Source organism: Nonomuraea sp. NPDC005730 (assembly GCF_040630865.1).
In the GTDB taxonomy this organism is placed as follows: Bacteria; Actinomycetota; Actinomycetes; order Streptosporangiales; family Streptosporangiaceae; genus Nonomuraea.
On sequence record NZ_JBEXYK010000043.1, the window covers coordinates 54720 to 73647 of the forward strand.

15 protein-coding genes and 1 riboswitch are annotated in these 18928 nt (G+C 75.7%); of the genes, 9 read left to right on the plus strand and 6 right to left on the minus strand.

The annotated features are described in order from the left end of the window. Positions 1-13 precede the first annotated feature (13 nt). Together ABZ444_RS35085 and ABZ444_RS35090 are read right to left on the minus strand one after the other, a co-directional pair. Positions 14-2440 (minus strand): LuxR C-terminal-related transcriptional regulator, encoded by a 2427-nt coding sequence (locus ABZ444_RS35085; protein ID WP_358006590.1) that lies wholly within the window; start codon positions 2438-2440, stop codon positions 14-16. Positions 2441-2509: 69 nt separating this feature from the next. Next, complete coding sequence (locus ABZ444_RS35090; protein WP_357979816.1) at positions 2510-3169, minus strand: AMP-binding protein; 660 nt, start codon at positions 3167-3169, stop codon at positions 2510-2512. 167 nt (positions 3170-3336) lie between these two features. On the opposite strand from ABZ444_RS35090, the gene ABZ444_RS35095 reads away from it, so the two are divergent. From ABZ444_RS35095 to ABZ444_RS35120, 6 genes are all read left to right on the plus strand, one after another. Beyond that, positions 3337-4386, plus strand: a complete 1050-nt coding sequence (locus ABZ444_RS35095; protein ID WP_358006593.1) for a trypsin-like peptidase domain-containing protein — start codon at positions 3337-3339, stop codon at positions 4384-4386. A gap of 125 nt (positions 4387-4511) precedes the next feature. Next, positions 4512-5750: a hypothetical protein gene (locus ABZ444_RS35100; RefSeq protein ID WP_358006596.1), complete on the plus strand. Its 1239-nt coding sequence runs from the start codon at positions 4512-4514 to the stop codon at positions 5748-5750. Positions 5751-5754: 4 nt separating this feature from the next. Further along, positions 5755-7365 carry a carbamoyltransferase C-terminal domain-containing protein gene (locus ABZ444_RS35105; RefSeq protein WP_358006599.1) on the plus strand — a complete coding sequence of 537 codons (1611 nt, stop codon included), beginning with the start codon at positions 5755-5757 and terminating at the stop codon, positions 7363-7365. Continuing rightward, positions 7362-8576, plus strand: coding sequence for a hypothetical protein (locus ABZ444_RS35110; RefSeq protein ID WP_358006602.1), 1215 nt, complete (start codon positions 7362-7364; stop codon positions 8574-8576). The genes ABZ444_RS35105 and ABZ444_RS35110 overlap by 4 nt, the downstream gene beginning before the upstream one ends. Positions 8577-8605: 29 nt before the next feature. Further along, positions 8606-9667, plus strand: a complete 1062-nt coding sequence (locus ABZ444_RS35115) for a GNAT family N-acetyltransferase (RefSeq protein ID WP_358006605.1) — start codon at positions 8606-8608, stop codon at positions 9665-9667. A gap of 20 nt (positions 9668-9687) precedes the next feature. Further along, complete coding sequence (locus ABZ444_RS35120; protein WP_358006608.1) at positions 9688-10704, plus strand: methyltransferase domain-containing protein; 1017 nt, start codon at positions 9688-9690, stop codon at positions 10702-10704. A 20-nt stretch (positions 10705-10724) separates the two neighbouring features. Here the strand turns inward: ABZ444_RS35120 and ABZ444_RS35125 are convergent, their stop codons facing one another. Beyond that, on the minus strand, positions 10725-11309 hold the full coding sequence (locus ABZ444_RS35125) for a carboxymuconolactone decarboxylase family protein (RefSeq protein ID WP_358006611.1): 585 nt from the start codon (positions 11307-11309) through the stop codon (positions 10725-10727). A gap of 217 nt (positions 11310-11526) precedes the next feature. Between ABZ444_RS35125 and ABZ444_RS35130 the strand changes: the two genes are divergently transcribed. Further along, positions 11527-12744, plus strand: coding sequence for a multidrug effflux MFS transporter (locus ABZ444_RS35130; RefSeq protein ID WP_358006614.1), 1218 nt, complete (start codon positions 11527-11529; stop codon positions 12742-12744). Between the two features lie 32 nt (positions 12745-12776). Here the strand turns inward: ABZ444_RS35130 and ABZ444_RS35135 are convergent, their stop codons facing one another. Next, on the minus strand, positions 12777-13721 hold the full coding sequence (locus tag ABZ444_RS35135) for a MerR family transcriptional regulator (RefSeq protein ID WP_358006617.1): 945 nt from the start codon (positions 13719-13721) through the stop codon (positions 12777-12779). 81 nt (positions 13722-13802) lie between these two features. Beyond that, a riboswitch (ZMP/ZTP riboswitch) is annotated at positions 13803-13889 on the plus strand. 22 nt (positions 13890-13911) lie between these two features. Between ABZ444_RS35135 and ABZ444_RS35140 the strand changes: the two genes are divergently transcribed. After that, positions 13912-15366, plus strand: a complete 1455-nt coding sequence (locus ABZ444_RS35140) for a glycine hydroxymethyltransferase (protein WP_358006619.1) — start codon at positions 13912-13914, stop codon at positions 15364-15366. Between the two features lie 21 nt (positions 15367-15387). Here the strand turns inward: ABZ444_RS35140 and ABZ444_RS35145 are convergent, their stop codons facing one another. Together ABZ444_RS35145 and ABZ444_RS35150 are read right to left on the minus strand one after the other, a co-directional pair. After that, positions 15388-15891 carry an NUDIX domain-containing protein gene (locus ABZ444_RS35145; protein ID WP_358006622.1) on the minus strand — a complete coding sequence of 168 codons (504 nt, stop codon included), beginning with the start codon at positions 15889-15891 and terminating at the stop codon, positions 15388-15390. Between the two features lie 86 nt (positions 15892-15977). Next, positions 15978-17309 carry a hypothetical protein gene (locus ABZ444_RS35150; RefSeq protein WP_358006625.1) on the minus strand — a complete coding sequence of 444 codons (1332 nt, stop codon included), beginning with the start codon at positions 17307-17309 and terminating at the stop codon, positions 15978-15980. A gap of 125 nt (positions 17310-17434) precedes the next feature. On the opposite strand from ABZ444_RS35150, the gene ABZ444_RS35155 reads away from it, so the two are divergent. Further along, positions 17435-18913, plus strand: a complete 1479-nt coding sequence (locus ABZ444_RS35155) for a hypothetical protein (RefSeq protein WP_358006628.1) — start codon at positions 17435-17437, stop codon at positions 18911-18913. The last annotated feature ends 15 nt before the right edge of the window (positions 18914-18928 follow it).

The window sequence follows — 18928 nt, forward strand, 5'->3', positions numbered from 1 at the left end:
GGACCCGGCGGGATCAGTGGAGGACGCCGTGCTCCGCGGCCCAGGCGGCGACCTGCGTGCGCGAGCCGAAGTTGAGCTTGAGCAGGATGTTGGCGACGTGCCGGGCGGCGGTGGCGGGGCTGATGAACAGCTCCTCGCCGATGGCCCGGTTGGACAGCCCCCGGCTGATCAGCACGACGATCTCCCGCTCGCGCGGCGTGAGCACCGACGCCGGTCCCGCCGGCGGCCGCGGCGCGCCCTGGGCCGGGCGCTCGCCCTGGAGGCCGTAGCGCAGGGCCTCCTCCTCCGTCATGCCGCCGCCCATCGTCCACCAGAGCTGGACCTGCCCCTCACCGGCCTCCGCGCGGGCGCGGGCGAGCAGCGGCTCGGGCGTGGCGGACGTCCAGACGGGCAGCCCGAGCCGCTCCTCCATGGCCTTGGCCGCGGCCCAGAGGCGTACGGCGGTCTCCAGGTCGTGCTGCTTCTCGGCCAGGACGGCCAGCGCGACCAGCGCGGAGATGATCGGCAGGTGCTGCCCCATGGACCGGCTCAGCGTCACGCACCGGGCCAGCCGCGCCCTGGCCCGCTCCGCCTCGCCCTGGCGGGCCAGGACCGCGCCGAGCAGGCCGAGACTGGTCGCGAGGACCGGCTTGGCCGCCATCTCCTCGGCCAGCTCGGCGCACTCCTCCAGGTGGCGGCGGGCGCTGTCGAGGTCGCCGAGGAAGTCGGCGAAGCGGCCCAGCTCCAGGTGGGCCCTGGTGACCCCCCACAGGTGGCCGAAGCGGGAGTAGACCTCGATGGCCTCCTCGCCCCTGATCAGCGACTCGCGCCGGAGGCCGTGGAAGGCGGCCACCCCGGACAGCAGCAGCCGCGCCGACGCCTCGATCAGGCCGTTGCCGACGCGCAGGGCCAGTTCCAGGGCCTCCTCGCCGCGCTCGGCGGCCAGCGCGATGTCGCCTTTGGTGCCTTCGTACATGCCGGCGATCACGAGGGTGAAGGCCAGCATGAAGTCGTCACCGGTCGCGCGGCGCAGCTCAAGGGCGCGGGCGGCCGACTCGCCGCAGGCGGCGGCGTCCTGCTGCTCGTAGGCCAGGTTGGCGTGGTGGAGCAGGGCCTCGGCGGACAGGTCGCCGAGGGCGCGGGCGGCGGGCAGCGCGAGCAGGCTCTCGTACCAGCGGCGGCCCTCGGTCAGCTCGCCGAACCCGGCCCACAGCGGCATGTAGCCGCACGCGAGCCGCAGGCCGGGCTCGGCCAGGCCGGACTCGACGGCCCAGGACAGGGCCTCGCGGGCGTTGCCCAGCAGGTCCTGGAGCGCGAGCAGCCGGGCGTAGCGCTCGGGCCAGGTCAGGCCGGGCGTGGCCCACACGTCGCGGCCGTGGTGGTGGGCGAGGTCGGCCAGGCCGTGGAGCAGCCGGTCGCGCAGGTGCCGGGCCTCGCCGGCCGACTCCAGCTTCCCGGCGGCGAACTGGCGGGCCGACTCCAGCAGCCGGTAGCACGAGCTGCTCTGGTCGAACAGCACGAGCGACTTGTCGACCAGGCCGCTGAGCACGTCGAGGACCTGGGCGGCGGCCAGGCTCGGCCCCGCGCAGACGGACTCGGCCAGGTCGAGGGTGAACGGCCCGCTGAACACCGCGAGCCGCCGGAAGAGCACCTGTTCCCGCGGCGAGAGCAGGTCGTGGCTCCATTCGAGGGTGGCCAGCAGGGTGCGCTGCCGGGCCGGCGCGGTACGGCCGCTCGCCGTCAGCAGCCGGAACCGGTCGTTGACCCGGGCCGAGATCTGGCCGGGCGACATCGCGGCGGTCCTGGCCGCGGCCAGCTCCAGGGCCAGCGGCAGGCCGTCGAGGGCGTGGCAGAGCCGGGCGATGTCGCCGGCGTTGGCGCCGGTGACCGCGAGCCCCGACCCGGCCGAGCGCGCCCGGTCGAGGAAGAGCTGCACGGACTCGACCCGCTCGACCTCCTCGGCCGCCTCCGCCGGGCCGGGCAGCGCCAGCGGCGGCACCCGCCACACCAGCTCGCCGGGGATCTTCAGCGGCTCCCGGCTGGTCACCAGCAGCCGCAGGTCCTCGCACGAGGTCAGCAGCCGCTCGGCCAGCTCGGCGCAGGCCTCGACCAGGTGCTCGCAGTTGTCCAGGACGAGCAGCGGCTTCTTGCCGCGCAGGAAGTCGACCAGCGTGTCGAGCAGCGGCCGCACGCCCTCCTCGTGCACGCCCAGCATCTTGGTGATCTCGTGGACCAGCAGGTCGGCCCGGGTCAGCCTGGACAGCTCGGCCAGCCAGACCCCGTCGGGGAAGGACGGCACCAGCCGGGAGGCGATCTGCAGCGCGCATCGGGTCTTGCCGGTGCCTCCGACGCCGCTGAGCGTCAGCAGCCTGACCTCACCGACCAGCCCGCACAGCTCCTCCAGATCCCGTTCCCGGCCGATGAACCTGTCGGGCTCGGCGGGAAGGTTGTGTCTGAGCAACGTCACCATGATCCTCATGTGTCTGGACCCCAGGATTGGCACCCAGTGTGACACCGCCCTCACGAGCTGTCAGAGGTTTGCCCCAAGCGCGGGATCGGGGGCGCGGACCGGGACGATCCGCAGCCGCGCGTCGATCAGCAGGGTGACGTCGTGCTCGGTGATGATCCTGCGGCACTCGGCGGGGTCGGGCTCGTGCGCCGCGACCAGCCGCGCGCCCGCGCCGAGCACCATGTCGTACGCCCGCAGGTCGGCCCCGGCGACCAGGACGACGTCGGCGGCGCCCACCTTGCGGGCGGTGGTGAGCCGGGCGGTGGGCTCGATCGGGCCGTCGGCGCCGAGCAGGCTGTCGAAGCCGGCGGTGCCGGGGATGCCGGTGAAGGAGTAGACCTGCCGGATGTCGGCCTCCTGGGCGATGGCGTCGGCGTCGTCCCGGTCGGTGATCATGATGCGGGCGCCGGCGGCGGCCGGTCCGCCGGGGATGGACACGACCACGCCGCCCGCGGCGAGCACGGCGTACCCGGCGACGGGGAGGTGGCAGCCGCCGCGCAGCAGCACGACCACCGGGTCGCCGGGGCGCAGGCCGCGCCGCCGCAGGCCCTGGGCGGCCTGGCGGGCGCGGACGGCGAGCGTGCCGTACGTGAGCGTGGCGCCGCTCGCGGCCTCGGCGACCGCCACGCGCGGGCCGAGAGCGGCCGCCCGCAGCAGGACCGTCTCCGTCCAACCAGTCATGGCCCCCAGGCTAGGAAGGGGGACGGCCGGGCGGCATGGTCCAGAGTGTGTAGCCGGGTGTGTAATCCGGCCGCGCCCATACCCGATTGCGCATGGCTTGAGCCTGCGCGGGGGCCGCGCGCGTACCTCCTGACGGCAGATCCCGGTCCCGGTTTCGGAGGTACGTCATGCACCGCAGAGTCGCCCTGCTCGCCGTCGTCGCGCTCGCCGTTGCGGGCGCGCCGGTCCCCGCGCAGGCCGGGACCACCCTGGACCGCGGCCCCGTGGGCTGGTCGGGGGCCGGTTCGTCGTCCCAGCGCAGGACCGTCATGGACTACTGGACGCCGGAGCGCATGCGGGCGGCCAGGCCGCTCTCCGCGCCCGCGCCGCGCCGCGGGACGTCCTCCGACGGGCCGACGCAGGGCACGCCCTGGGCGACCCGCGGCGTCACGGGCGGCCGCCGGATCACGACCTCCTCCTGGACCGGCGCGGCGGCCTCCTCGCTCGCCGGAAGCACGGCGGCGGCCCGCCGGGCGGCGCCCGCGCAGGACAGTCCTGGCCAGGCCTGGGCCGACGGGGGCGGCGTCGCCCGCACGGTCGGCCGGGTCTTCTTCACCACCGCCGAGGGGCGGACGGCCTCCTGCTCGGGCACCGCGGTGACCAGTGCCAACGAGAGCGTCGTGATGACCGCGGGCCACTGCGTCAAGATGAACGGCACCGCCCACCGCAACTGGGTGTTCGTCCCGGGCTTCGACGACGGCCGCCGCCCGTTCGGCACGTGGGTGGCCACCCGGCTGCTGACCACCCAGCAGTGGAACGCCAACGAGGACATCAACTTCGACGTCGCCGCCGCCGTGGTCGCGCCCTTACAGGGGCGCACGCTCACCGACGTCGTCGGCGGCCAGGGGGTGGCCTTCAACCAGCCCACCGGACGGCAGATGTTCTCCTTCGGCTACCCGGCCGCCGCCCCCTTCGACGGCTCCGACCTGGTGTTCTGCAGCGGGCGGGTGTTCAAGGACCCGGTCAGGACCCGCGACCAGGGGCTGCGCTGCGCGATGACCGGCGGGTCGAGCGGCGGGCCGTGGTTCGAGGGGTTCGACACCTCCAGCGGCCTCGGCTGGCTGAACTCCGTCAACAGCTTCAAGTACGACTTCGCCCCCGACTTCATGTTCGGCCCCTTCTTCGGGAACGAGGCCATGGCCGTCTACCAGGCCGCACAACGCTCCGGCGCCGCCTGACCACCGCCGGCGTCCGCCGACTGATCTGTTTTGGGCCCCCCGGCCGGTATTCCGGCCGCACGGCGGACGCTCTGACCCGGCGCACGAACGCCACCACGCCGTCAGGCGACCGACGGGGGACCACGTTGACCCAGACCCATCCCGACGCGCACGCCGCGTCCCGCCTCCGGCCGGTGGCGGTGCTGCGGCTGCTGGCGGGGCGGGGCGCGTTCAGGGCCGGTACGCAGGTCGCCGCGGCGGCGCCGGCGGCCGTGTGGGACGGGTCCGCGTTCGGCCACTACGCCACCGCGCTCGGGCTGTGCGGATGGCTGCTCCTGGTCGCGGACGCGCCGGAGAAGGCCGCGCTGAAGACGCTGGCGCGGGTCAGGCGGACCGGCCCGGCGGTGGCCAGGCTGACGGTGGCCATGTCCGCCGCGCCGGTCGCGGTGCTGCTGGCGGTGCTCGTTCCCGTGGCGGTGACCGCGCCGTCGTCGATGGCGGCCCTCTGTCTCGCGGCCGGGGCGTGGTCGGCCTGCACGGGCCTGCTGATGACGGTCTCCGGGCTGCACCGCGTACGGGGCCGGCCCGTGCTGGACACGGCGGCGTTCGCGGCGAGCGGCGGCGTGGTGCTCGCCGTCACCGCCGCCACCCTGTGGATCGGCTGGCCGCCGCAGACGCACCTGCTGCTGGTCCTGGCCGGGACGGTCGCGGTGACCTGCGTGGCGCTCGCGGCGCTGCCCCGCGACTGGCTGCGCCCTCCTCCCGGCCGTGGGCGGCGGTCGCTGCTGCGTCCCCTGTCGCGGGCCACCTGGTTGCTGGGGGCGGCCGACCTGTGTGACGCGCTCTGTTTCGCGGTCGTGTACCTGGTGCTGGGCGCCTCGGGGCGGGCGGGGCAGAGCGGCGTGCTGTATCTCGCGCTGCTTCCGGCGGTCGCGGTCTGCCAGCTCGTGATCTACCTGCTGCGGGTCGCGCAGCCCGCGACCTCGCGACGGCTGCGCGGGCTCGCCGGGCGGGCCGGGCGGGCTCGTGCGGCACGGCTGCTGGGCCGGGCCGGGTGGGCGGGGGCCGCCGTCGCCGTCGCCTGCGCCGTCCTGCTCCGGTGGGGGCTCGCGACGTCGCCACCGGTGCTGGCGGGGCTGGTCGTCGTCGTCCTGGCGCTCTTCCTGACCGTGATGTACGCGGCCTACCTGGTGGAGAACACGAACAACGACGTGCTCGCCGTGACGTCGGCGGGCGCGTTCGCCGGGCTGGTGGCCACCGCCTCGCTGGCGGTCGTCGTCGTGCCGTGGTCGGGGGCGGCCGGGGGCCTGGTGGCGCTCGCCCTCGGGGTGCCCGTGAAGGCCCATGTGATGCGCCGGATGCTGATCTCGCGAGACTCGGAGTGACGACATGTACGTACTGGGCATCTCCCTGGCGCACGACTCTGCGGCGGCGCTGGTGCGCGACGGCGAGATCGTGGCGTTCGCCGAGGAGGAGCGGCTCACCCGCGTCCGGCACGACGGCCGGTTCCCCCGCCGGGCGGTCGCGTACTGCCTGGAACAGGCGGGGATCGGGCTGGACGAGGTGGACCACGTGGCCTTCCACGGGCAGCGGACGGGCTCCCCGCCCGGCTGGGAGGTCAAGGAGGCCGCCGGGCACACCGGGCCGGCCGGGTTCGGGGTGCATCTGGTGGAACACCACCGCGCGTACGCGGCCGGCGCCTTCCATGTGAGCCCGTTCGACTCCGCCGCCGTGCTCACGATGGACGGCACCGGCACCGGCCTGGCCGTGGCCGACGGGGACCGGATCAGGCACCTGCGGCACGTCGGGCACCGCCACGCGCTGGGCGCCCTGTACGCGGCGGTCACCGGCTACCTCGGCTTCCGTCCCGGCCTGGACGAGGACAAGGTGATGGCGCTGGCGGCGTACGGCGGCGACACCTACGTCCAGCCCTTCGCCGACCTGCTGCGCCTGACCCCGTACGGCGGCCACGAGCTGGACCTGAGCTGGTTCGAGCCGCACCCGGGCGGCGGGCGGCACACGGTCTCGGCGAAGTTCCTCGACGCCTTCGGGCCGCCGGGCCCACCCGCCGGTGAGGCCCTCACCCAGCACGCCGTGGACATCGCCTTCGCCCTCCAGGCCACCCTTGAGCGGGCCGGGCTGCACCTGGCCCGATGGCTGCGCGAGACGACCGGGACGACCCGGCTCGCGGTGGCCGGCGAGACGGCGATGAACCCGATGCTGAACGGCCGCCTGCTGGCCGAGTCCGGCTTCGAGGAGCTGTTCGCCCAGCCCGCCGCCGCCTCGCTCGGCGCGGCGCTGGAGGTGAGCGTCGGCCTGTACGGCCGGCCCCGCCCGGCGGGCGGTCACGTCTTCGCCGGGCCCGGCTTCACCGCGGAACGCATGGAGAAGGCGCTGCGCGACGCGGGCGTGGACTACCTGCGTCCGGACGACATCGCCGGGCACGCCGCCGCCCGCATCGCCGACGGCCTGATCGTGGGCTGGTTCCAGGGCCGGACGGAGTGCGGGCCGCGCGGCCTGGGCAACCGCTCGCTGCTGGCCGACCCGCGCGACCCCACGTCCGCCGCGCGCATGAACGAACGGGTCAGGCGCCGGGAGCCGTTCCTGCCGCTGGCGCCGTCGTGCCTGGCCGAGCGGTCGCGGGACTACTTCACCGGCGCACATCCCTCGCCGGTCATGCTGCTCGGCTTCGACGTGCTGGACCACCGCCGCGGCGAGGTGCCCGCGATCACGCACGTGGACGGCAGCGCCCGCGTGCAGACGGTGAGCCGCGCCGCCAACCCGCTCTTCCACTCCCTGATCACCCGCTTCGAGGCGCTGACCGGCGTGCCGATGCTGGCCGGCGCCTCCTTCCGCGACGACGACGAGCCGATCGTGTGCACCCCCGAGGACGCCGTCGCCTGCTACCTCAGGACGGGCGCGGACGCCCTGGCCCTCGGCCCGTTCTGGGCCCGCAAGCGGCGGACGGACGACCGGGGCGGCCAGGAGGCGGGCCGGTGAGCGGCGCGAGGTCCCTGGTGGTGCTCGGGGCCGCCGACGGCTCGCTGTCCACCTACCGGGCGGCGGCCGGCATGGGCCTGCGGACGATCGCCGTCGACCGTTCGGCCGACGCGCCCGGCGTCGCCCTCGCCGACGAGTACCTGCCGGTCAGCACGCACGACCCGGCCGCCGTCACGGCCGCGCTCGCCGGACGTGCCGACCTGGCGGGCGTGGTGGCCCCCTCCAGCGACGTCGCGGTGCCCGCGCTGCGCGCGGTGGCCGACGCGTACGGGCTGCCGGCCCGGCTGTCGGAGACGGCGGCGCGGGCCTCGGTGGACAAATGGGTGCTGCGCGGCATCCTCGACGACCTGGGCGTGTCCTCCTACCCGTGGATCATCGGCGACGACCCGGCCGACCTGGCGGTCCGGGCGCGCGGGCTGCGCTTCCCCGTGGTCGTCAAGCCCGCCGACGCCCAGAGCGGGCGCGGGGTGAGCAGGTGCGCCTCCCCCGGCGACGTGCTGGCCGCCGCCGAGGAGGCCAGGCGCAGCTCGTACGGCGGGCTGGTGATGGTCGAGGAGGAGATCCGCGGGATCCTGTGCAACTGCGAGTGCGTCGTGGACGACGGGCGCGTGGCGTTCGTCGCGACCAGCCTGCAGACGGTGAGCCCGCCGCCGCTGGTGCTGACCATGAGCCGCCGGATGCCGGCCGGGCTGCCCGGCGGCGTCCTGGACACCACGCGCTCGATCATGGACAAGGTCTGCGAGCGCCTGGACTACCGGCGCGGCCCGCTCAACCTCGACCTGATCGTCACCCCGGACGGCCGGCCGTACGTCATCGAGCTCGGGCTGCGCACGGGCGGCAACGGCACCGACGACATGGTGCGGTCCTGCTACGGCGTCGATCCGGTGCGGACCGCCGTGCAGGCCGCGGTCGGCCTGCCGATCGAGCTGCGCCCGCACCCGCCCCGGCCGGTCCTGTGGCGGGTGCTGACCGCCGGGCGGGCGGGCGAGCTGGTGTCGGTGTCCGGCGTGGAGGCGGCCAGGGCGCTGCCGGAGGTGGCCGAGCTGGTCCTGCTGGCCCGCCCCGGCCAGCGGGTGCGGCCCTACCGCGACGTCTCCGACCGGCTCGGCTGGTTCGTGGTGCACGCGTCCGGCCCGGCGGAGCTGGACGCGGCCGCCGCCGCCGTGACCCGGGCGCTGCGCTTCGAGGTGCGCGGCGATGGACGGCGCTGACGTGGCCCGCCCGGCCGGCGAGGTGGGCGATGTACAGCGTTGAGGTGGCGGCCTCGATCGGCGAGGTCGGGGCCGGGGAGTGGGACGCGCTCGCCGACGGCGTGCCCTTCGTGCGGCATCACTGGCTGGCCCTGGCCGAACGCGTCCTGTCCGGGCACCGGCCGCGCTACCTGCTGGTCCGCAAGGACGGCGGGCTCGTGGCCGCGGCGGTGTGCGCGCTGGAGCACCGGCTGCACAACCCGGTGCTGGAGTCCCGGTTCGGGCGGCTGACCAGGAGGTGGCCGTTCCTCCAGGTCCAGGCGCCGATGACGGCGACGTCCGGGCTGCTGGGCGGTGAGGGGCCGCAGCGGCGGGTCCTGCTGCGGGCGGTGCGGTCGCTGGTCAGGCGCGAGCGGCTGCTGTTCTGCGTCGTCGACCACCTGCCGTACACCGCCGGGCAGCCGGGGTACAGCCGCCTGGGCTGGTTGCCGGAGACGCTGCTGGACCTGACGTGGCCGTCGTACGAGGCGTACCTGGACCACCTGCCGCGCAAGAGGCGGGCCGAGATCCGGCGCACGCAGCGCCGGGCCGCGCGGGAGGGCGTCGAGGTCCGGCCGCTGACGGGCGGGCCCGGCGGGGAGCCGGACCGGCTGCTGGACCGGCTGGGCCCGATGGTGGCCGCGGTGGACCTCCGCCACGGGCCGCACGTCTTCTACCGGCCGCGCCTGTTCACCGAGGCGGCCGGCGCCCTGGGCGCGGACCTGACCGTCCTGGCCGCCCGCCGGCACGGCGTGCCGGCCGGCTGCGTCGCCCTGCTGCGCGACGGCGACGAGCTGGTCGCCCGGTGGATCGGGCGCGACTACGCCCTCACCGGGGGCACCGCCGTCTACCACGCGCTGCTCACGGCGTGCGTACGGGCCGCCGTCGGCTCGGGCGCGCGCAGGCTGCGGCTCGGCGGCGCGGCGTACGAGACGAAGAAGCAGTTCGGGGTGCGGCTGGAGCCGCGCAGCCGGTTGTTCGCCGCCCGCAGCGAGCTGGTCACCCGGCTCGTCGGCGGGCTGGGCCACCGCCTCGACCCGCCGCAGCTCCCGTCCCCGCCATCCAGCACGTGACCAGGAAAGGACGAGGGCCGGTGCGCGCCTCCTATCTCCCTTCGCTGACCCTGGACGAGTACCTGCGCCTGGTCGCGACCGTCCATCCGCAGTTGCACGCCGTGCTGGACTTCGACCGGCCGGGCGCGGCGCGCGCACTCGGCGTGCTCGCCGCGACCAGCAGCGAGTTCGACTCCGACCGCGACGGGCGGGGGGACTCCTACCGCCGGGCGCAGCAGGACGCGCTGGTGCGCTGGACCGGCATCCGGGCGCTGCTCGGGCTGCTCGCCCCCGATCCGGCGGCCGGGCCGCCGCTGCTGCTGGACGTCCTCGGCGGGGACGGGACGGTCGCGCGGGCGGCCGCCGGGCGGCTCGGCAGCCTGGACGCCAAACCGGCGATCATCACCGGCGACCTGTCCGGCCAGATGGTCGACCGGGCCCTCGCCCAGGGGCTGCCCGCGGTGCGCCAGGCCGCCCAGTTCCTGTTCCTGCGGGAGGGGTCGGTCGGCGGGGTGCTGCTGGCGTACGGGACCCATCACATCCCCCCGGCGGACCGGCCGGGCGCGGTGGCCGAGGCCGCGCGGGTGGCGCGGCCGGGCGGCCGGATCGTGCTGCACGACTTCGACGACTCCGGCCCCATGGCGGGCTTCTTCGCGCAGGTCGTGCATCCGCACGCGGCGGGCGGGCACGCCTACCGGCACTTCACCCGGCCCGGCCTGTCCGCCCTGTTCGCCGACGCGGGCCTGCCCGTACGGGTGCTCGACCTGTACGACCCGCTGATCGTCCGGGCCGGGAGCGAGCGGGCCGCCAAGGAGCGGATGTGCCGCTACGTCGCCGACATGTACGGCCTGGGCGGGTACTTCGCCGCCCTGGAGGACGCCGAGGCGGCCTGGCGGGTCCTGGAACGGCACTTCGACCACGGGACGCGCCGCCCGCCGGAGCCGGCCGCACCGTCCCGCCCGGTCGTCTACCGGCGCGACGGCCAGTACGTGGCGGAGGTCCCGAGAACGGCCCTGATCGCCCTGGCCACCAGACCCACCGGACACCGCACGACGTGAGACGAGTGAACCGCCGCCGGTCAGCCCTCGCGGCGCTCCGGGGGGAGCTCGCCCGCGAAGACGCGTAGCTGGAGGGCCAGCGTGGCGTAGTAGCCGACCAGGGTGGTCAGCTCGAACAGGCCGCGCTCGCCGAGCGCCGCCGTGACCGCCCGGTAGTCCTCCCCGTCCAGCGTCCCGGCCCGGGTCAGCTCGCGGGCGGCGCGCACGGCGGCGCGTTCGGCCGGGTCGGCCAGGTCGGGCGGACGTCCCTCGCGCACCGCGGTCAGCTCGGCCTCGGTCAGGCCGCAGGACCGGCCCACCGCCTCGTGCGCGTCGCGTTCGAAGTCGCTGCCCCAGTGGGCGGCGACCACGAGGATCGCCAGCTCCCTGGCCCGGTCGGGCAGCACCGAGCCGTAGCGCACCGCCGCGCCCAGCGCCTGGAGCGCGCCGCCGACCGGCGGGCTCAGCAGCATGGCGTTGAACGGGCCGCGCAACCGTCCCCGCTCGTCGGCGAGGGGGAAGACCTGGGGACCCGCCGCCCGGGGGCCGCCCGTGACGGCGCGGTAGACCTCGGCCTGGGCGTCGTCCAGGTCCTCCGGGGGAAGGGCGGGCAGCCGGGCGGTCATGCGATGCTCCTGTCTCGGCGGCGACGCGACCCACCCGGGCTCCGGTGGCGGGTGGACCTGCGGTAACGTCTCGCCCTCGGCTGCCGGTGGCGCGGTTAGCCGTGGCCGGATCACGGAACATCCTAGGTCTCTAGCCGCGCGGCCGTCTTGGAGACACCATGGAGTTCGCCACTCCCCACCACTGCCATCAGCGCCACTGCCCGCCGGGGCGGGCCTCGTGACCAGGACCGGGGTGTCCGGGCCGCTGCTGGTCGTGCTCGGCCTGCTGTCGGCGGTGGCGCCGCTGGCCACCGACATGTACCTGCCCGTGTTCACCGACCTGGCGGCCGACCTGGGGACGGGCGCGGCCGGCGTGCAGCTCACGCTGACCGCGTTCCTCACCGGGCTGGCGCTGGGGCAGCTCGTCATCGGGCCGCTGTCGGACCGGTTCGGCCGCCGCCGGCCGATCCTGCTGGCCACCGCCGCGGCCCTGGCCGCCTGCGTCCTGTGCGCGCTGGCGCCGGACATCCGGACGCTCGTCGCCCTGCGTTTCGTGCACGGGTTCGCCGGGTCGGCGGGCATCGTCATCGGCCGCGCGGTGGCGGCCGACCTGACCTCCGGCCGGGCGGCGGCGCGGATCTTCTCGCTGCTGGCCTCGGTGGTCGGCGTCGCGCCCGTCGTGGCCCCGCTGATCGGCGGCGCGCTGTCGCCCGCCGGGTGGCGCGCGGAGTTCTGGGTGATGGCCGGGATCTCGGCCGTGATGCTGCTCGGTTCGGCGCTCGTCGTGCCCGAGACGCTGCCGCCCGGACGCCGGCACGCGGGCGGCCTGGCCGCCACCGGGCGGACCGTGCGGCGGCTGTTCGCCGACCGGGGCTATCTCGGTTACGCCTTCTCCTTCGCGTTCGGCTTCGCGGGGCTGATGGGGTACATCTCGGCCTCGCCCTTCGTGGTGCAGAACGTCCTGGGCCTGTCGACCCCCGCCTACACCGTGACGTTCGCGGCCAACGCGCTGGGCATGACGCTGACCGGCCTGGTCGCGGCGCGCCTGGTGCGCCGGTTCAGCCCTGAGGGGCTGCTGCGGACCGGGCAGGGGGCCGTGCTGGGGTTGTCGGCCGTCCTGCTGGTGCTGCTGGGGGCGGGGGTGGCCGCGGTGGCGGTGCTGCCGGTGTTGTTCGTGCTGGTCAGCTCGGTCACGCTGATCATGGGGAACGCGGCGGCGCTGACGGTGGGGCGGGCGCCGTACGCGACCGGCACGGCGGCGGCCGTGATGGGCGCGTTGCAGTTCGCGCTCGGGGCGCTGGTCTCGCCGCTGGTCGGCCTGGGCGGCGAGGACACCGGGCTGCCGATGGGCGTCACGCTGGTCGTCAGCGCGCTGCTCGGCATCGGCGCCCGCCTGCTGACCCGGGGCCTCCCCGAGACCGGCCCCGCCACCGCCGAGGCCCCCGCCCGCGGCTGAGCCCCGTCCGGTGGTGTCTTCGGGGCCTGGGTTCAGGGGGCCGGGTGGGCGCGCAGGGCGGTGACGAGCCAGTCGAGGGCCGGGGCCGACGGGGCCGGGGGCAGCCAGGAGTTGATCACGGCGAGCAGGCGGAGGTAGCGCTCCTTGCGGGGGTCGTTCGCCGCTGTCAGCCTGGCCAGCAGCCGCCGCCGGAGGCCGGCGTCGTCGGGACGGCCCAGGAGGCGTGCGTACCCGCCGGCGACCGTCGCCACGACCGGCGCGGACTCGGGCGCGGCGGGATCCACGCCCGCCGCCAGCGCTTTCCCCGCCGCCCACACGCCCAGCGACACGGCGTCCCGCAGCACCCCTTCCCCATGGCCCGCGGCATGGTCGGTGGCGTGGTCGGTGGCGTGGTCGGTGGTCAGGTCGTGCAGCCTCGCGCGGAAGGACGGGTCCGCCATCAGTTCGGCCAGTTCCAGCCACGCCTCCACCTGCTCCGGCTCGGCGTCGTCCGGCAGTTCGGGGGTCAGCGAGACCCTGACCCCCGCGAGCCCCGGCCCGGCGTCCGGGACGGCGGCGTCCAGGAAGTCGCCGACCAGGCTGCGGCGTTCGTCCTCCGACAGTCCTGCGAGTCTGTGCATGAGCTCCATCTCCTCGGGCCCCGAGCCGCGCCGGGCCACCGCCGTCAGCACCGCGCGCCGCATCCGCAGCGTACGGATGCGCACCGCCAGCGCCTCGGCGTGCGCCGCCGCGACCTGCGCGAGCGTCAGCTCGCGGTCCACGACCTTGCGGACCGTGACCAGGTCCACACCCAGGTCGCGCAGCGTGCGCACGAGGTCGAGACGGGCCGCGGCGGCGGCGTCGTAGAGGCGGTAGCCGGCCGGGCTGCGTTCCACCGGCGGCACGATCCCGCGGTCGGAGTAGAACCTGATGGTCTTGACCGGGAGCCCGGTCCGCCGCGCCAGGTCGCCGATCGTGTAGAGGGTGCCGCCGTCCATGGCTCCACCTTGGCGTCTCCCCTTGGTGGAGGCTCAAGCGCCTCCCTCGTTGCACGGCTCCGGCCGATGACCGTAGTGTCAGCCTCGGATCGTGACTGGCGTGATCGTAAGGTGGGACTGACCACCGGGGAGCGGTCCTGGACGTCGCCGCGCGCCTGGGTGCCCTCACTTCGACGGCTCGGGAGAAGTCATGGCTGAAGAGCACCCCCATTCCTACGGCGCCCACGACGCGGCCACCGTGTCGGCCGCCTACCGCAACGCGCTCGACGTGATCGCCGCCGTGGAGCCCGGCGTGGCCGGCGCGATCCGCGCCGAGCTGGCCGACCAGCGCGCCTCGCTGAAGCTCATCGCGAGCGAGAACTACGCCTCCCCGGCCGTCCTGCTGACGATGGGCACGTGGCTGTCCGACAAGTACGCGGAAGGCACGATCGGCCACCGCTTCTACGCCGGCTGCCAGAACATCGACACCGTCGAGCAGCTGGCGGCCGACCACGCCAAGGCCCTGTTCGGCGCCGAGCACGCCTACGTCCAGCCCCACTCGGGCATCGACGCCAACCTGGTGGCGTTCTGGGGCATCCTGGCCCACCGGGTCGAGGCCCCGGCCCTGGCCGCCGCCGGCGCGCGGCACGTCAACGACCTGTCGGAGGACGACTGGGAGACCCTGCGCAAGGCCCTGGGCGACCAGCGGGCCCTCGGCATGTCGCTGGACGCGGGCGGTCACCTGACCCACGGCTTCCGTCCCAACATCTCGGGCAAGATGTTCCACCAGCGCTCCTACGGCACCGACCCGGAGAGCGGCCTGCTCGACTACGACGCGCTGCGCGCGACCGCCCGCGAGTTCCGCCCGCTGATCCTGATCGCCGGGTACTCGGCCTACCCGCGGCGCATCGACTTCGCCCGCATGCGGGAGATCGCCGACGAGGTGGGCGCGGTCCTGATGGTGGACATGGCGCACTTCGCCGGGCTGGTCGCGGGCAAGGTGTTCACCGGCGTGCACGACCCGGTGCCGTACGCGCACGTCACGACGACCACCACGCACAAGTCGCTGCGCGGGCCGCGCGGCGGCCTGGTGCTGTGCCGGCGGGAGTACGCCGACTCCATCGACCGGGGCTGCCCGATGGTGCTGGGCGGCCCGCTCGGCAACGTGATGGCGGCCAAGGCCGTCGCCCTGGCCGAGGCCCGGCAGTCCGCGTTCGCCGACTACGCGCGGGCGGTGGCCGCCAACGCGGTCGCCCTGGCCGAGGGCCTGGCGCGCCGCGGCGTACGGCTGGTCACCGGCGGCACCGACAACCACCTGGTGCTGCTCGACGTGTCCACGTACGGGCTGACCGGCCGGCAGGCGGAGTCGGCGCTGCTCGACGCCGGGATCGTCACCAACCGCAACGCGATCCCGCGCGACCCCAACGGCGCCTGGTACACCTCGGGCATCCGGATCGGCACCCCGGCGCTCACCTCGCGCGGGTTCGGGACGCAGGAGTTCGACCGGGTCGCCGAGCTGATCGTCGGCGTGCTGGCCGACACCACGCCGTCGGCCACCTCCAAGGCCAGGTACGACCTGTCGCAGAGCACCGCCGAGAAGACCCGCGCCGCGGCGGCCGAGCTGCTGGCCGCCCACCCGCTCTACCCGGGCCTCGACCTGAGCTGACCCGCCGGCCGCCCAACCCGCTCACTCCGGCCCGCGACGGTCCCGTCCCGTGAAGTAGGCGGACGCCATCCGGGTGTGGGCGGGGAAGGCCAGCTCGGCGGGCCCGTCGATGACCACCCACTCGCTCGTCTCGTCCGTGGCCTCCATCGGCGGCAGCGCGGAGGCGGTGACACGCGGGCCGAGTCCGAAGATCAGCACGGTTCCGTCCGGGGCGCTGACCACGTCGAAGAGCGTGACGTCGGCGGCCTCGGCCACCACCCCCGTCTCCTCGCGCAGCTCGCGCACGGCCGCCTGCTGCCAGGACTCCCCCAGGTCGATGAACCCGCCGGGCAGCGCGAGCTCGCCGCGGCGCGGCTCGACGTCCCGGCGGACGACGAGCAGGCCGTCGTCGACGGGCAGCAGCGTCACCGCGACCGGCAGCGGGTTGAGGTAGCTGGTGTTCCCGCAGGCCGCGCAGGTGCGCGGCCAGGGCTGGCCGGGGGCGAAGGCGGCGCCGCAGAAGGAGCAGTACGCGTTCCTGATCACGCCGCGATCCTAGAGCCGGGCCCGACGTACACACGGCCCCCCGCCCCGCCCCGCGCCCGGCCCGCCTGGACGGCGCTGGTGCGGGGTCAGCCCGCGACCGAGCGGTCCGCGCGGCTGACCAGGGGGTTGCCGCGGTGGGGTTGCCAGGCGGCGCGCAGGCCGCGCAGCTCCTCCCGGACCCGGGCCGAGGAGATCAGCCGGATGTCGTCGCTCAGGTCGAGGACGGTGGCCGCCGCCTGGTCCACCTCCCCCGCGCGGAGGAGGGAGTGGGCGGCCCGCAGCCCGATCAGGGCACGGGTACGCAGCTCGACCGGCCGTCTGGCCCGCATCGACGCGGCGAAGTGGCGGGCGGCGGTGGCGTGGTCGCCGAGCTGGGTGAGGGTCAGGCCGATCTGGTGTTCCAGGGACTCGCGCCGGTAGTTGCCCGTCCACTCCGACTCGGGGACGGAGTCGGCGCGTTCGAGCTGGGTCTCGGTACGGCTGAGCAGCCTGAGCGCGTCCCAGCGGGTGCCGGCGGCGGCGTGGGTCTCGGCGCGCATGCCGGTGATCCACGCCTGGGTGCGGGCGGGGCCGTGCCCGGCCAGCGCGGACGCGGCCGCCTCGGCCAGGGCCAACGCCTCGCCGTCGTGGCCCAGCTCGGCCGCCTGGACGGCCATGCTGCGCAGGGCGGTGGCGCGCAGCAGCAGGTCGGCGGCCTCGTCGGCGAGCCGGACGCTGCTGATGTAGTAGCGCTGGGCCAGGGCGTGGGCGCCGGCGTCCATGGCCATGTAGGCGGCCAGGTAGCTCAGCTCGGCGGCGGCGGCGAACAGGTCGGGCCTGCGGCGGCCGGTCGTGCCGTGCAGCAGGGGCGTGACCTCGCGGGACAGGTAGGCGGCGACCGCGGCGCGGGCGTGGCCGCCGCCGTAGCGGTCGTCCAGGTCGGCGAAGGCGCGGGTGGTGGCGCGGATCCGTTCGACGTCGCCCGCGCCGGCCCGGCGGCCCGCCGCGCGGCCGCCCGCCCGCCGCGCGGACAGGACCGATAAGCCGGACAAGCCGGATAACGCGGCCAGGGTGAACGTGCGCCGGTTGAGCAGGTCGTCCTCGCCCAGCACGGCGAGCCGGGCGACCGGGTCGCCGCGCCAGGGATCGTCGGCGGACGGCGACCCGCCCGGCTCCGGCCAGCCCAGATGCGCCGGGCGCAGGCCGGGCCTGCCCAGGCGGCGGCGGAACGCCTCGACCGCCGCGCGCACCGCCTCGGGGCGCGGGATCGTGCCGGTCAGCCAGTGGCCGACCGCCGAGCGGTCGTAGTGCACGCGCTCGCCACTCTCGGCGGCGACGGCGTTGACGTGCCGCGCGGTGGCCGCGTGCGTCCAGCCCGCCTGCTCGATCAACGCCGCCAGCGCCCGGTTGACGACTGGGTGGGTACGCCGGGGCGGCATCTCATCTTCACATCGCTTCACATCACTGTGGCCTCGACGGTCCGCCGGACGTGGCGCACCGTCAAGAGTGCGGGCCGTGTCCCCTCGGGGACGGCGCCGAGCGGAGGACGGCGAGGGAGGGGCTGATGGAGGGGCTGCACGGCGCGGGCCGGCGCGAGACCGGCCTGGAGGAGGCGGCGCAGGAGGAGCTGACGGCCGCGCTGGCGGGCCGCCCGCTGGTCTGCGTCGAACGGTTCAGCACCGCGCTGCGCACCGGCTACACCGGCCCGGCCCCGGTCGAGGTGCTGCGCCCGGCGCTGAGCATCGGCTGCTACACGGCGTGGGACCCGGCGCTGCCCGGCATGGTCGTCGCCGCCGAGGAGCGCACCAGGACCCGGTCGGTCGCCGAGCGGCACGCCTGGCTGCCCCGCGTCCGGCACGAGGCCGCCCGGCACCTGCTCAAGCTGGACCGCCCGCCGGTCGTCTTCACCTGGTACGACAACGCCCGCCTGCGCGAGCTGGCCGGGCCCGGCGGGGTCGTCGCGGCCATCGACGCCGACGTGCGGGCCGCGATCGAGGCCAAGCACCTGCTGGACGACCTGCTGCGGGCGGCCGGCGTGCCGGCGGTGGCCCGCGTCCCCTGCGTGCACGTCGAGCGGCTGCCCGGACTGGCCGAGCTGCGGCGCGCGGTCGGCACCGAGCGGGTCGTGGTGCAGGCGGGCCGGCGGGCGGACCGGCACGGCACCGTGGTCGTCGCGGGCGAGGGCGACATGCCGCGCGCGGCCCGGCTGCTCGGGCCGTACCGGGTGGCGGCGTACGTGCCGGGCTGGCCGTGCACGATCGCGGTGCTCAGCGTGCCGGACCGCGACGGCGCCGTCCGGGTGTACGCCGACCGCCCCGCCCACACCTCGGCCGGGATCGCCGAGCTGGGCGCCGGGCCGATGCGCAGCACCGGCGACGACTGGTCGCGCCCCTGGCCGACGCCCGCCGCCGCGCTGCTCATCGAGTGCGCCGAGCGCATCGCGTTCTGGGCCTGGCGCAGGTACGGCGCGGCCGGCCTGTTCAGCGTGGAGGCCATCCTCACCCCGGGCGAACGCGTCTACCTGACGGCGATCAAGTGGCGGCACCAGGAGGGCACCGAGGTGTCGTCGGTCAACCAGCAGGCCGCCGGGCTGCCCCCGTTCGTGCTGGCCCACCTGTCGGTGATGCTCGGCGGGCCGGTGACCTGGCTGGGGGACGCGCAGGAGTTCAACCAGCGCACGCTGCTGCGCTCGGCCCGGCCGGGCGGGCCGTTCCACGTCAGGGTGCGCCTGGCCCGCGACACCCCCGTACGCGTGTCGGCCGCCCACGGCCCCGGCGTCTACCGTCTGGACCGGTCGGGGAACCTGCGGTGGGTGCGGCGGGGGGCGCACCCGTCGCAGGCGCGGGCGAGCCAGGGCGAGTTCCTGCTGGCCAACCTGCCCGAGCCGGACGTCGTCTGCCATCCAGGGGCCCACCTCGCCACCGTCGAGGGCGTCGCCGAGGGCGTGGCGCACCCGTTCGACGGCCCGGACGCCGCCTCCCTGGCCACCCGGCGGATCGTCGCGGCCGTCGAGGACCTGTTCGACGAGGTCAAGGAGCCCTGACCGGCACATTGCCAC

Bases quoted from the DNA above. Each gene is read 5' to 3' on its own strand.
- ABZ444_RS35135 (WP_358006617.1), bottom strand. From the start codon at position 13,721: ATGGACGGCGGCACCCTCTACACGATCGGCGACCTGGCGCGGCGGACC.
- ABZ444_RS35150 (WP_358006625.1), bottom strand. From the start codon at position 17,309: ATGCCGCCCCGGCGTACCCACCCAGTCGTCAACCGGGCGCTGGCGGCG.
- ABZ444_RS35125 (WP_358006611.1), bottom strand. From the start codon at position 11,309: ATGACCGCCCGGCTGCCCGCCCTTCCCCCGGAGGACCTGGACGACGCC.
- ABZ444_RS35115 (WP_358006605.1), top strand. From the start codon at position 8,606: ATGTACAGCGTTGAGGTGGCGGCCTCGATCGGCGAGGTCGGGGCCGGG.
- ABZ444_RS35155 (WP_358006628.1), top strand. From the start codon at position 17,435: ATGGAGGGGCTGCACGGCGCGGGCCGGCGCGAGACCGGCCTGGAGGAG.
- ABZ444_RS35090 (WP_357979816.1), bottom strand. From the start codon at position 3,169: ATGACTGGTTGGACGGAGACGGTCCTGCTGCGGGCGGCCGCTCTCGGC.
- ABZ444_RS35095 (WP_358006593.1), top strand. From the start codon at position 3,337: ATGCACCGCAGAGTCGCCCTGCTCGCCGTCGTCGCGCTCGCCGTTGCG.
- ABZ444_RS35105 (WP_358006599.1), top strand. From the start codon at position 5,755: ATGTACGTACTGGGCATCTCCCTGGCGCACGACTCTGCGGCGGCGCTG.
- ABZ444_RS35140 (WP_358006619.1), top strand. From the start codon at position 13,912: ATGGCTGAAGAGCACCCCCATTCCTACGGCGCCCACGACGCGGCCACC.